General features: G+C 35.5%; 8 protein-coding genes, 1 rRNA gene, 1 riboswitch and 1 other annotated feature. Of the genes, 5 read left to right on the top strand and 4 right to left on the bottom strand.

The window, feature by feature from the left end; all coding sequences use genetic code 11:
• Positions 1–128: 128 nt before the first annotated feature.
• Positions 129–1,715 carry a phosphoenolpyruvate carboxykinase (ATP) gene (pckA, locus tag KM885_RS13770; RefSeq protein ID WP_084824041.1) on the bottom strand — a complete coding sequence of 529 codons (1,587 nt, stop codon included), beginning with the start codon at positions 1,713–1,715 and terminating at the stop codon, positions 129–131.
• 506 nt (positions 1,716–2,221) lie between these two features.
• Positions 2,222–2,329, top strand: a riboswitch (SAM riboswitch).
• 330 nt (positions 2,330–2,659) lie between these two features.
• On the opposite strand from pckA, the gene metK reads away from it, so the two are divergent.
• Both metK and asnB read left to right on the top strand, forming a co-directional pair.
• Positions 2,660–3,856, top strand: a complete 1,197-nt coding sequence (metK, locus tag KM885_RS13775) for a methionine adenosyltransferase (RefSeq protein ID WP_047184586.1) — start codon at positions 2,660–2,662, stop codon at positions 3,854–3,856.
• A gap of 284 nt (positions 3,857–4,140) precedes the next feature.
• Entirely contained in the window at positions 4,141–6,057 is a 1,917-nt protein-coding gene (gene asnB, locus KM885_RS13780) for an asparagine synthase (glutamine-hydrolyzing) (RefSeq protein WP_204797597.1), read from the top strand.
• 81 nt (positions 6,058–6,138) lie between these two features.
• On the opposite strand, the gene KM885_RS13785 is transcribed toward asnB, so the two are convergent.
• The gene (locus tag KM885_RS13785) at positions 6,139–6,654 is read right to left on the bottom strand and encodes a gamma carbonic anhydrase (protein WP_047184584.1); all 516 of its coding nucleotides are present in this window, start codon (positions 6,652–6,654) and stop codon (positions 6,139–6,141) included.
• A gap of 98 nt (positions 6,655–6,752) precedes the next feature.
• On the opposite strand from KM885_RS13785, the gene KM885_RS13790 reads away from it, so the two are divergent.
• Complete coding sequence (locus KM885_RS13790; protein ID WP_204797596.1) at positions 6,753–7,829, top strand: tetraprenyl-beta-curcumene synthase family protein; 1,077 nt, start codon at positions 6,753–6,755, stop codon at positions 7,827–7,829.
• 41 nt (positions 7,830–7,870) lie between these two features.
• On the opposite strand, the gene mnmM is transcribed toward KM885_RS13790, so the two are convergent.
• The gene (mnmM, locus tag KM885_RS13795; RefSeq protein ID WP_204797595.1) at positions 7,871–8,437 is read right to left on the bottom strand and encodes a tRNA 5-(aminomethyl)-2-thiouridylate-methyltransferase MnmM; all 567 of its coding nucleotides are present in this window, start codon (positions 8,435–8,437) and stop codon (positions 7,871–7,873) included.
• 295 nt (positions 8,438–8,732) lie between these two features.
• Positions 8,733–8,952: a binding site (T-box leader), on the top strand.
• A gap of 49 nt (positions 8,953–9,001) precedes the next feature.
• Here mnmM and leuS point away from each other — a divergent pair.
• Positions 9,002–11,422 (top strand): leucine--tRNA ligase, encoded by a 2,421-nt coding sequence (gene leuS / locus KM885_RS13800; RefSeq protein WP_060668733.1) that lies wholly within the window; start codon positions 9,002–9,004, stop codon positions 11,420–11,422.
• Between the two features lie 129 nt (positions 11,423–11,551).
• Here leuS and KM885_RS13805 read toward each other — a convergent pair whose 3' ends face one another.
• The gene (locus tag KM885_RS13805) at positions 11,552–12,307 is read right to left on the bottom strand and encodes a hypothetical protein (RefSeq protein ID WP_060668732.1); all 756 of its coding nucleotides are present in this window, start codon (positions 12,305–12,307) and stop codon (positions 11,552–11,554) included.
• 997 nt (positions 12,308–13,304) lie between these two features.
• Here KM885_RS13805 and KM885_RS13810 point away from each other — a divergent pair.
• Positions 13,305–13,367, top strand: a 16S ribosomal RNA gene (locus tag KM885_RS13810); the annotation flags it as partial.

A 13,367-nucleotide genomic window follows, 5' to 3' on the forward strand; every position in this document is an offset into this window, starting at 1 on the left:
TTTCATTTAAATTATCTTCCTTCCACAGTTTATGCCTAGGAGAAAATTGTGTGATTGCCTATTGATTTAAAGTTTTTTTCAAACGAAAAAAGCCGATCTCCTAAAAGAGACCGACTTTTTGAATTTTATTATTTAAATAGTGGACCCGCATTCTTAATTTCATCGGATGCATGAGTGAATTTCTTGAAGTTTTCGTGGAATTTCAAAGCTAATTCTTTTGCCGCTTTGTCATAAGCTGCTTTATCACCCCAAGTTTGTTTTGGAACTAACACTTCATCAGGAACCCCAGGAATATGAAGTGGAATATTTAATCCGAATACTTCATCTTGAACGGTTTCTACATTATTAAGTTCACCTTCTAGTGCAGAGTGAATCATTGCACGAGTATAAGAAAGTTTCATACGGTTTCCTACCCCGTAGGAACCACCTGTCCAGCCAGTATTAACTAAAAACACTTTGGCATTGAATTGATCTATTTTATCTCCTAGCATTTCAGCGTATTTAGATGGAGCTAATGGTAAGAATGGGGAACCAAAGCACGCTGAGAAAGTTGCTTGCGGTTCTGTCACACCACGTTCTGTACCAGCAAGTTTACTAGTATATCCACTTAAGAAATGATACATAGCTTGCTCTTTCGTTAATTTACTAATAGGTGGTAACGTGCCGGAAGCATCAGCTGTTAGGAAAATAATTGCATTTGGATGGCCCGCAACACTTGGTGTAACAATATTATCGATATTCTCTAAAGAATACGCTGCCCTAGTATTCTCAGTAAGAGAGGTATCGTCATATTCTGGTGTTCTTGTATTTTCATCTAATATTACATTCTCGAGTACAGATCCGAAGCGAATCGCGTTGTATATTTGTGGCTCTTTTTCTTCTGAGAGGTTAATACATTTTGCATAACAGCCACCTTCTATATTAAATACCCCATTCGGACTCCAACCATGTTCATCATCCCCAATTAATCGGCGGTACGGATCCGCAGAAAGCGTAGTCTTACCTGTACCAGACAGACCAAAGAATAAAGCAACGTCACCTTCTTTACCTACGTTAGCAGAGCAATGCATGGATAATACATCCTGTTGTGGAAGAAGGTAGTTCATAACAGAGAATATAGATTTCTTAATCTCTCCGGCATACTCCGTTCCACCAATAAGAACAATTCTCTTTTTAAAAGAAATAATGATAAAGGTTTCGGAATTTGTTCCATCAACACTAGGGTCAGCTTTAAAATTAGGTGCAGAAATAACAGTGAATTCACTTTGATGGTTCTCTAATTCGTCTTGTTGTGGCTTAATGAATAATTGACGAGAAAATAGATTGTGCCATGCAAATTCATTAATTACTTGAATTGGTAAGCGATATTTTTTATCTGCTCCAGCAAATCCTTTGAAAGAATAAATTTCATCTTTTTCTTTTAAATAATCAATCACTTTCTCATATAGACTATCAAAATACTTCTCTTCAATGGGTTGATTTACTGCTCCCCAATTAATAGTAGCTTCACACACTTCATCACGAACAATAAATTTATCACCAGGGGATCTTCCTGTATATTTTCCAGTTGTTGCTCGAACCGCCCCAGTTTCACTTAATGCTGCTTCTCCCCTGCCCAATATACGTTCCACTAATTGTGGTTCGGATAAATTCTCTTTGATGTTTTCATGTTGATGAAGTAAATCTTTCCATAATGTTCTTTCCACCATTTTCATAAAAAAAATCCCCCGCTTTATAATAAATTACTGATGAAGATAATTAGAAAACTTGGCATTCACTATAGGATAGGTTTAGCGAATGCGTTAGTTGCACTTAGCAGATTTATACAGTGGGGCGGGTAATCGGTACCCCAAACGAGAAAGAATCTATACTTTCCTAACTGCTAAAAATTGTACTTTTCATTACATTCGATTATTAGTATAACACATATACAAAAATAATCCATACTATTTATGTTTCAATTTAGTAAAATTTGCTATTTGTTAAATTAACGGAAATAACTACAATATTTCTATCCCACTCAAGCCTCTAAGGAAACAAAGAAGGTAGGTGGGAGATCAACTGCCCGTAAAGATCCGATCAGTGCGACTAACCATCAGTGGAGAATGAAGGAAAACCCCCAATGATGGAAGTATTCTTTATTTGCTTCAACCATCATATGTAGAGGAAAAGTTATTGACATTACTCACACATTTCGTTACGATAACAATGGACGGAAACTCTCTTATTCCGAGTTGGCGGAGGGACAGACCCTATGAAGCCCAGCAACCTCACACGCTTGTGAAAAGGTGCTTACCTGAAGCAAGGATCATTCCTTGAACAATAAGAGTGAAAGGACCGAACCCTTTCCTCAATGTAGGATAGGGATTTTTTTGCTTTTAAAGAAGAAACAGTTCCTTTTATCCCACCTAAATGGGCAGTAAGACTCCCTCCTCAAGCTTCTGAAGAACAAAGAAGGTAAGCGGGAGATCAACTACCCGCAAAGGTCCGATAAGTACGACAGTGGGGAATGAAGGAAAATCCCCACTGATGGAAGTCTTCTTTATTATATAAAAAGCAATGGTTTCTTCAATGCTTTTATATATAGAATATACAAAGATCTTTAATCGAAATAATGAAAAGAGTTCCGTAACACCAATTAAAGGAGAGAATGAGCCTTATGGCTGAAAAACGTCGTTTATTCACATCTGAGTCTGTAACAGAAGGGCATCCAGATAAAATGTCAGATCAAATATCAGATGCCATTTTAGATGAAATTATAAAAAATGATCCCAATGCAAGAGTTGCTTGTGAGACTACAGTAACTACTGGTCTTGTTTTAGTAGCTGGTGAAATTACTACTAGTACGTATGTAGATATTCCTGCAATTGTCAGGAAAACGGTGAAAGAGATTGGCTATACAAGAGCTAAATATGGATTTGATGCAGATACCTGCGCTGTCTTAACAGCAATAGATGAACAATCTCCAGATATTGCGATGGGAGTAGATAAAGCGCTAGAAGCACGTGAAGGCAAAATGAGTGACGAAGCAATCGCTGCAATTGGAGCGGGAGACCAAGGATTAATGTTTGGTTTTGCTTGTGACGAGACAGAAGAGCTTATGCCTTTACCAATCTCATTAGCACATAAATTATCTAAACGATTAGCAGATATTCGTAAAGAAAATATAGTAGATTATTTACGTCCAGATGGAAAAACACAAGTAACTGTCGAATATGATGAAAATAATAATCCGGTTCGTATTGACACTATTGTTATTTCTACTCAACATCATCCAGAAGTATCTCAAGAACAGATTGAAAAAGACATGAAAGAACAAGTAATTCTTCCTATAGTGCCTAAAGAATTACTAGATGACCATACGAAATATTTTATAAATCCAACTGGTAGATTCGTTGTTGGGGGACCACAAGGCGATGTTGGTTTAACTGGTCGTAAAATTATAGTAGATACGTATGGCGGATATGCAAGACATGGCGGAGGGGCATTTAGTGGTAAAGATTCCACAAAAGTAGACCGCTCTGCTGCTTATGCAGCCCGTTATGTTGCAAAAAATATTGTTGCAGCAGGACTTGCGAAGTCTTGTGAAGTTCAGTTAGCTTATGCAATTGGTGTAGCGGAACCCGTTTCTATATCTATTGATACATTTGGAACTGGTACAGTACATGAAACTAAATTAGTGGATGCTGTTCGTAAAGTGTTTGATTTAAGGCCTGCAGGGATAATTAATATGTTAGACCTAAGAAAACCAATCTTTAAAAACACAGCGGCATATGGCCATTTTGGTAGAACAGATGTTCAGTTCCCGTGGGAGAAATTGGATAGGGTAGATGAATTAAAGGATTTAATAAAATAAAATAAAATAAAGTAACACCATGAAAGCTGCCAGCACGGAGATGTGGCAGTTTTTTTGATTTTATCACTGAAGTATTACAATTATGTTACAATATGATTTTTTTGTGATATAATTATCCTAGATTTCGAATCACTTATTAAAGATTCCAATAAAAAGGTGCTCCAGACTTTGGTAGAAAATTAAACAAAAAGCCTGTAGATAATTAGTGGAATTATCCCAATTCGAAACGCAGTCTTTACTTTGTAATTGCTAATGAATTATTTTAATAGAAAGAGGTAACTATCATGTGTGGTTTTATTGGAATGGTATACGATTATCCAACTGATGTAGATGAAAAAGACATGGATTCATTAAGAAGGAAAAATAATATTATTGCTCATCGTGGTCCAGATGATGAAGGTTATTTTGTCGATGAGTACATATCTTTTGGTTTTAGGCGTTTAAGTATAATTGATATTGAAAGTGGAGTTCAACCATTAAGTTATGATAATGATAAAATTTGGCTTGTTTTTAATGGAGAAATCTATAATTATGTAGAACTTCGTGACGAATTAAAACAAGATGGTTATTCATTTTCAACAGAATCTGATACAGAAGTGATTGCCGCTTTATTTTCTAAATACAAAGAAGATGCATTTCAATATTTAAGAGGAATGTACTCTATTCTAGTGTGGGATAAAGATGATAAGACACTATATGGTGCACGAGATCCATTTGGAATTAAGCCATTATATTATTATCGTACGGAAGACGGAATTGCTTTTGCTTCGGAGAAAAAAAGTCTTGGACTAATGCTTGAAAAAGAAGAAGTAAATGTTGATGCATTACAGCACTATTTAAGCTTTCAATATGCGCCAGAACCAATGACATTGGCTCAAGGGATTGAAAAGGTAGAACCAGGACATTATTTTGTTAAAAAAATAGGCGAAGATATAACATTTACTAGATATTGGCATGCAACCTTCCAACCTATTTTTAATAAAGATAAAAAAGATTGGATAAATCAAATTCAAGAAGTTATGTATGATTCTGTAAAAGTTCATATGCGAAGTGATGTACCTGTAGGATCATTTTTATCCGGTGGTATTGATTCTACTCTTATTGTTTCCATTGCTAAGGAATTTAATCCAAATATCAAAACTTTTTCTGTTGGTTTTCAAAGAGATGGCTTCTCAGAAGTAGATGTTGCTAAAGAAACAGCTGATAAATTAAAAGTAGAAAATATTTCTTACACCATTACTCCTGAAGAGTACGTAGAAAATTTACCTAAAATTATGTGGCATATGGATGACCCATTGGCTGACCCAGCTTGTGTACCATTATACTTTGTTGCTAGAGAAGCTAGAAAACATGTAAAGGTTGCCCTTTCTGGTGAAGGTTCTGACGAATTATTTGGTGGATATAATATATATCGAGAACCAGAATCTCTTAAAATATTTAATGCCATTCCTCGGCCAATAAAGGGATTATTAGCCAATGTAGCAAAAGCACTCCCAGAAGGTATGAAGGGGAAAAGCTTCTTGGAACGTGGGATAACCCCGCTTAGGGAACGTTATATAGGAAATGCAAAGATGTTTGAAGAGAATGAGAAACGTGAACTTTTGACTCATTATATAGAAAATAACAATTATCAACAAATCACAGATGGGTTGTATGATTTTGTAAAGGATTATCCATTAGTGAACCAAATGCAGTATATAGACATTCATACTTGGCTACGTGGTGATATTCTATTAAAAGCAGACAGGGTGACAATGGCTAATTCATTAGAGCTACGTGTTCCTTTCTTAGATAAAGAGGTCTTTCGTGTTGCTAGCGGTATTCCTGTAGACTTAAAAATTGCAAATGGTACAACAAAGAGTATCCTTAGAGAAGCTGCAAAAGGAATCATTCCTGAACATGTCTTAGATCGTAAAAAATTAGGATTTCCTGTTCCAATTCGCCATTGGCTTAAAAAGGAACTAAATGGCTGGGCAAAACAACTTATTGCCGAAAGTGAAACGGACTATCTCCTTAATAAGAAATATGTACTAGATTTACTTGATTCCCATTGTAAAGGTAATGGGGATTATAGTAGAAAAATCTGGACAGTCCTTATGTTTATGCTATGGCATCAAATATTTGTGGAACATAAATATGACTTTGACAACTTTACAATAGATAAGAATAATAAGAAAGGCTCTGAGTTAGTAGGAGCATAAATGAAAAACAGGCACTTCTATCAAATGGATAGTAAGTGCCTGTTTTATAGAAATTGTACCAACTTTTCTTTGAACAATTTTTTAAAGATTGGTGTGGTTTTTATAATATTTTCCTTTATCTACATAAGATTTTCTAACGCGTTCCATCTCTTGGTAATCTTCTTCCGTTAATTTGCGGACAACTTTCGCAGGGCGTCCCATAACGAGAGTATGGGGTGGAATCTTTTTTCCAGGTGGAACAAGGCTACCCGCACCTACAAACGCACTTTCACCAATCTCTGCTTTATCTAGAATAATAGAACCCATTCCAATTAGAGCATTTTTTCGAACAATCGCGGAATGTAATGTTACTTGATGGCCGACCGTAACATCATCTTCAACAATTAAGGGATTATTAGGGCTCTGATGTAGCATGGATAAATCTTGAATACTTACCCGTTTACCAATATAGGTTGGTGCAACATCTCCCCTGATTACTGTTTTAAACCATATATTAGATTCCTTATCAATTGTAACATCACCAACAATGACAGCATCACTAGCAATAAATGCTGAATCATGGATGTTTGGTTTACTCCCCATATATTCTCCAATCATAAACTTTCCCCCATAAGTTATTATTTTTATTTTGTTTGTCCATGTTGATATAATAAGTATAACAAAGAATGAATGGAAAAGTGAACGGAGGAAATGTAATGTCTCGCATACCAACAAATTCATTAAGATTAATGACCATTGTGTTTCTGAAAATATTTCCAGCTGTAAATGCGGAGTTACAAAAATGGGAAGCAAAGGCAGAGCAAATTCCGAATAAAGAGTTAAGAACACAAGCACTTAATAGTATTCATTCTAAACAATTTCATTGCCTTGGCGGAGCGGTTTTTTCGCTTCTTGCCAAAGATAAATGGAAAGAGGCTCTTCGATTTATAGTCGCTTATCAAACCATTAGTGACTACCTTGATAATCTATGTGATCGAAGTACCTCGCTTGATCCGGATGATTTTGAACTTTTGCATAAGGCAATGGAAGATGCCTTATCTCCCGAGAATGACTGTAAGAATTATTATCAATTGCGAAAAGAACAAGATGATGGAAGTTATTTAAAAGACCTTGTGCGTACATGCCAGGATGTTCTAGCTAAAGTAGAAGAGCCTATTTTAATAAATGTACAATTAGAGGATTTGGAGACAATGTATCAAGCATTACAAATACATAAACATGTAAAGGTGAATGAACGTATACCAAGACTTACTACATGGTTTAATGAAAATAGAGAAAAAACACCTACACTAAGGTGGTATGAATTTGCTGCTGCAACAGGTTCAACGTTAGGGATATTTTGCCTTATTTCCTATGCTTTATCAGATTGTATGACAAAGGAATTAGCTGAAGAAATTTATCATAGTTATTTTCCGTATATGCAAGGGTTACATATTTTATTAGATTATTATATTGATCAAAAGGAAGATCAAGAGGAAGGGGATTTAAACTTTTGTAGTTTTTATGAAAATGAGCAAGAGTTGAAGGAACGTCTTGTATATTTTATAAAACAAACAGATGAAAAAATTCAAACCTTACCTCATTTATCATTCCATAAAATGGTATACCGTGGATTAGTTGGACTCTATTTAGGAGACGATAAGATAAAGACATTGCAAGATGAAGAAAAAATAAAAAAAACATTGTTAGATTATAGCGGAATGACAGCACGGTTCTTTCATTGGAATACAAAAATGTACTATAGATTTAACAAAAATCATCAAGTGGGATAACTAAATGGGGAAATATAGAAAATGAGATGTAACATAACATCTCATTTTTTCTGTATTGCAATAATAAATGGAGGGGAGTTTTTTTGATTAATAAAACCGTATTGTAAAACGTTATATTCTTTCTGATCCAGTCTAATAACGTGTTTCAATATCGCCTCTTTTTCTTCTTTGCCACCGTCATGTCCGTGATAAACGACTAAAACCATAAGACCATTTTGTTTTAAACGATTTAAAATAGTATCAATAGCTGTAATGGTTGATTCTGGTTTTGTTATAATCTTTTTATCACTTCTAGGTAAATAGCCAAGATTAAAAATAGCACCACCTATTGTTTGATTTTCTTCTTTCGATAAATAGTCCTCCAAATTAGCGTGACTATCATGAATAAGGGAGACATTAGAGATTCCATTATTTATTAATGTTTCTCTAGTAGATACAATAGCCTTTTCCTGAATATCGAAAGCAAGGACATGGCCATTTTTTCCAACTATTTCACTCAAAAAAATCGTATCATTTCCATTCCCACATGTTGCGTCAATCACTAATTCGCCAACGTTAACGGATTCTTCTAATAAATGATGAGAAAATTGAAGAACTCCTTTTAACATATAATCACCTCACCGTAACTCATTAATTTCGATTCCTAATAAAAACTACCATATATTTTAGCATAAAAGTATATATTTTGAATGTATTGACAAAGATGGTAGTATTCTTTATAATTTCGATATAATATGACAATAACTAAAAGAGTGTGTTCAAAAAAGAGGATAAAAAGGACCGAGAAGTTCGAGGCGGCGAAGCTTTGAGTACCGGAACGTATGCAATTAATACGTGAGGAACGGAAAAGCAAGCCAACGAAGAAATTCGAAGTGTCATTTTTACCGGACTTTTTGAACTACCTCTAAAAGAAGGATTAGTAGTAACTGTTTTTAAGGCGTAGAGAGGTAGTGGTTGGTGAAAACTATCGCTTAAAACTTTATGAACTCGCCTTCTTTGTTGTGGGTGCGAATGAAGTAGTAGTCCCTGCCGTAACTCTGCGTTAAAGACTAAAGTGAACGTTAAACCATTTATACGTTAATTTGGGTGGTACCGCGGGAAAGCCGAGCTTCTCGTCCCTGATTTAAGGGATGAGTGGCTTTTTTTATTGTATATATAAGGAGGAATGGATTTTGAGTTTTGATCATCGGACCATTGAAAAGAAATGGCAAACCTATTGGGAAGAAAATAAAACATTTAAAACAGATACATATTCTAAAAAAGAAAAGTTTTATGCATTAGATATGTTTCCGTATCCATCGGGAGCTGGACTTCATGTAGGACACCCTGAAGGATATACAGCGACAGACATATTATCACGAATGAAGCGTATGCAAGGGTATGAAGTACTTCATCCGATGGGGTGGGACGCGTTTGGGCTTCCAGCTGAGCAATATGCGATTGACACTGGAAATAGCCCAGCAGAATTCACAGAGAAGAACATTCAAACATTTAAGCGACAAATTCAAGAACTTGGTTTCTCTTATGATTGGGATCGAGAAATTAATACGACAGATCCCAACTATTATAAATGGACTCAGTGGATTTTCCTTAAATTATACGAAAAGGGTCTCGCTTATATCGATGAAGTACCAGTAAACTGGTGTCCAGCTCTAGGAACGGTACTTGCAAATGAAGAAGTGATTGATGGTAAAAGTGAACGAGGTGGACACCCAGTTATTCGTAAGCCGATGAAACAGTGGATGCTTCGAATCACCGCTTATGCTGACCGTTTATTGGAAGACTTGGATGATCTAGATTGGCCGGAAAGTCTAAAAGAAATGCAACGCAATTGGATTGGAAAATCGGAAGGTGCCGAAGTAACATTTAAGATTGATGGTCATACTGAAAAAGATTTTGTTGTATTTACTACTCGACCGGATACATTGTTCGGAGCAACATATGCTGTACTAGCACCAGAGCATCCATATGTTAAAGAAATCACTACAACCGAACAAAAAGAGCAGGTTGAAGCGTATTTAGAAGAAGTTCAAAAAAAATCAGATTTAGAACGAACAGATTTAGCTAAAGACAAGACTGGTGTTTTTACCGGTGCATATGCGATTAATCCAGTGAATAATAAAAAAATTCCTATATGGGTAGCGGATTATGTATTAATGTCTTATGGTACAGGTGCTATTATGGCGGTTCCAGCTCATGATGAACGAGACTACGATTTTGCCAAAAAATTTGATCTGCCAATAATAGAAGTAGTTGCTGGAGGCGACATCACAAAAGAAGTATACACTGGTGATGGAGAACATGTGAATTCTGATTTCTTGAATGGGTTACATCAAGACGAAGCGATTACAAAAGCAATTGAATGGCTGGAGGAAAATGGTAAAGGTGAAAAGAAAATAACGTATCGTCTACGTGATTGGTTATTTGCTAGACAACGTTACTGGGGTGAACCAATTCCTATTATTCATTGGGAAGATGGGACAACGACAGCTGTTCCGGAAGAAGAATTACCATTGGAATTACCGAAAATGTCCGAAATTAAACCATCAGGAACTGGAGAATCTCCACTTGCTAATAATGAAGAGTGGGTCAATGTAGTTGATCCAGAAACAGGTAAAAAAGGTAGACGTGAAACGAATACAATGCCACAGTGGGCTGGAAGTTCATGGTACTTCTTACGATACATTGACCCTAATAACTCAGAAAAATTAGCTGACTACGAGGCTCTAAAACAATGGATGCCAGTAGATGTTTACATTGGCGGAGCGGAACATGCTGTGCTTCATTTACTATATGCTCGTTTCTGGCATAAATTCCTTTATGATATTGGTGTGGTACCTACTAAAGAACCTTTCCAGAAGTTATATAACCAAGGAATGATCCTTGGTGAAGGAAACGAAAAAATGAGTAAATCAAAAGGAAATGTAGTTAACCCAGATGATATCGTAGGTTCCCATGGAGCAGACACATTAAGATTATATGAAATGTTTATGGGGCCGTTGGATGCTTCTGTAGCGTGGTCTACAAATGGTTTGGATGGAGCAAGACGTTTCTTAGATCGGGTATGGCGTTTATTTGTAAATGATGATGGTACATTATCAGAGAAAATTGTGGATGATGAAAGTAATGTTAACTTAGATAAAGTCTATAATGAAACTGTAAAAAAAGTGACAGTAGACTTTGAAAATTTACATTTTAATACTGCCATTTCACAAATGATGGTTTTCGTTAACGAGGGATATAAAGCGGATAAATTGCCCAAAAAATATGTGGAAGGTTTTATCAAGCTTCTTTCACCAATCGCACCGCATATAACAGAAGAACTATGGGAGAAATTAGGTAATAATGATACTATTGCTTATGCAGAGTGGCCTACCTATGATGAGTCTAAATTGGTAGAGGAAGAGGTAGAGGTCGCACTTCAAGTAATGGGGAAAGTTCGTTCTAAGATCCAAGTTTCTAAAGATATTTCTAAAGATGATCTTGAAAAACAAGCACTTGAAGATGAAACAATCCAAAAATGGCTAGAAGGAAAAACAATTCGAAAAGTAATCGTAGTTCCTGGAAAGCTAGTTAACATTGTAGCTAACTAATAAAATAAAAAGGATTTCTTCCATTTGGGAAGGAATCCTTTTTATTTTTCTTAGTAGGCGGGGAAGTATTTTACATATTTTCCATATAAGTACAATGGAGTATTCGAGCAAAGTTAATCGAACGAAAAGTTAACGATTTGAATCTTTCCATTCCGTTTGTAAGACTACCCATTTTCCGTCAGTATAATACCATAAGGATTCTATTGTACCTAAATGATCTTCGTTAGAAATACCACCTACCTGCTTATAGCTACGTAAACCATAGCCCTTATTATCTGTTAATTTTACAGGCACATAGTAGTCTGGAGTGTTTAATAATAATGATTTAGATTTTTTTAATTTACCGTCTTTACCATATACACCGGACTGAATATAAGCATCTGAACGGTTTTGTAGATTTATTTGTATTGGTTTTGCATTAGGAGTTATTTTAAGATCTGCTTTGTAATCATCTATAAATTTACCAGAAATATATTTAAGTTTAGGAAGCGAAATCTCTAATTGTTTATTGGAAGCAAAGGTATGCAGTTTTTGTTTACCTAGCCCTTTTTTGTTAGAAGAACTCTGGTACAAAATATCTTGCACATTATCATGGTTTGCGTCAATAAACTGAATCTGTGGTTCATAGCCATCGCCATAGTCAACTCTCCATCTTTCGTCATCCTGGTCTTTACTTCTAATTTCGGCCCATATATTATGATAATAGTCTCCATCTTGGGAAAATGGAACTCCCATTAAATCGATATCCTCTAATAGACCATCACCAGTAACATCCGCTTGATATGTGTTTATAAGCACGGCATCCTTTTCTTTTGCTAATCCATTAGCAGTAAAGGTTGGTTGAATGGTTAACATCGTGATTAATACTAACTTTAAGAATGTCATTTCAGTTCTCCTCTTTCTATCATAATTAGGTGAGAGGACCCCATCCTCAAGGAATGTGTAGGGTGTAACTATGAGTACATGGGGGTGAATCGTCTTTTTATATTGATGAACACGGTTGGTGTGGTGATATATTTTTGAAAAATGATCATTGAAAATTAAACATGCTAGGTTGTGGCGAGAATCGTTGATTTGCCACGTAAAATGTTATGTTAGTCAAACATGTCGGCTGAGCCACATAAATGTGTGAAAAGCTGAAAAGTAGTCCCAAAGGCATAAAGATAAGACCAATGGATAGTGAGGGTGGGTGTTTACGGTACACCACTGTGTCAACTACGCTATCGTTTAGTGTTCATTAATGCTTAAAAGTTAGAATCCCCTACTTTAAATCTTTGTCAGCAATTATTGGCAGGAGTATTTATTCTTATATTAGATTGTGCTTAGATTTACAATCCTATACACATGGTCTTTTTATAATATAATTTGTTGTTTTTACCAGTATAAATTTATTCCACCTAAACGAGCGGTAAGACTCCACCTTAAGCTTCTGGGGAACAAAGAAGGTAGATGGGAGATAACTGCCCGTAAAAGTTCGATAAGTACAACTGACTATCAGTGGGGGATGAAGTAAAGCCCTCATTGATGGAAGTTTTCTCTATTGACTTTATTTAAGGGGAATAGTATTATTGTTTTACAGTCACTTTGAGCGACTAAATACTTCATAATAAACAGTAAAAATATAAAAGTTTTAAGCTATTGACTTTTTTTCGACAAAGTGATAAGATATATTACCTAGTATGAGTGACCTATTAATTCTGCTTAATAAATAGTGTTTGACATTAGTTGGTTATCATGCTATACTTTAAAAGTTGCTCTTTGAAAACTGAATTAAACAACCAGTATGTTAAGAAAAAGGAAACTCGTTTTTCTTTTAAAAAATAGAGGTTTTTCCTCTAAAAGCTAAGAACTTCAAATGAATTTTATTTATTTGAAACAAACTTTTTTGGAGAGTTTGATCTTGGCTCAGGACGAACGCTGGCGGCGTGCCTAATACATGCAAGTC

This window comes from Oceanobacillus caeni (assembly GCF_019037185.1).
GTDB classification, from domain to species: domain Bacteria; phylum Bacillota; class Bacilli; order Bacillales; family Amphibacillaceae; genus Oceanobacillus; species Oceanobacillus caeni.

Excerpts from the sequence above, each read along its gene's own strand:
- KM885_RS13790 (WP_204797596.1), top strand. The coding sequence starts at position 6,753 with ATGTCTCGCATACCAACAAATTCATTAAGATTAATGACCATTGTGTTT.
- KM885_RS13785 (WP_047184584.1), bottom strand. The coding sequence starts at position 6,654 with ATGATTGGAGAATATATGGGGAGTAAACCAAACATCCATGATTCAGCA.
- metK (WP_047184586.1), top strand. The coding sequence starts at position 2,660 with ATGGCTGAAAAACGTCGTTTATTCACATCTGAGTCTGTAACAGAAGGG.
- mnmM (WP_204797595.1), bottom strand. The coding sequence starts at position 8,437 with ATGTTAAAAGGAGTTCTTCAATTTTCTCATCATTTATTAGAAGAATCC.
- asnB (WP_204797597.1), top strand. The coding sequence starts at position 4,141 with ATGTGTGGTTTTATTGGAATGGTATACGATTATCCAACTGATGTAGAT.
- KM885_RS13805 (WP_060668732.1), bottom strand. The coding sequence starts at position 12,307 with ATGACATTCTTAAAGTTAGTATTAATCACGATGTTAACCATTCAACCA.
- pckA (WP_084824041.1), bottom strand. The coding sequence starts at position 1,715 with ATGAAAATGGTGGAAAGAACATTATGGAAAGATTTACTTCATCAACAT.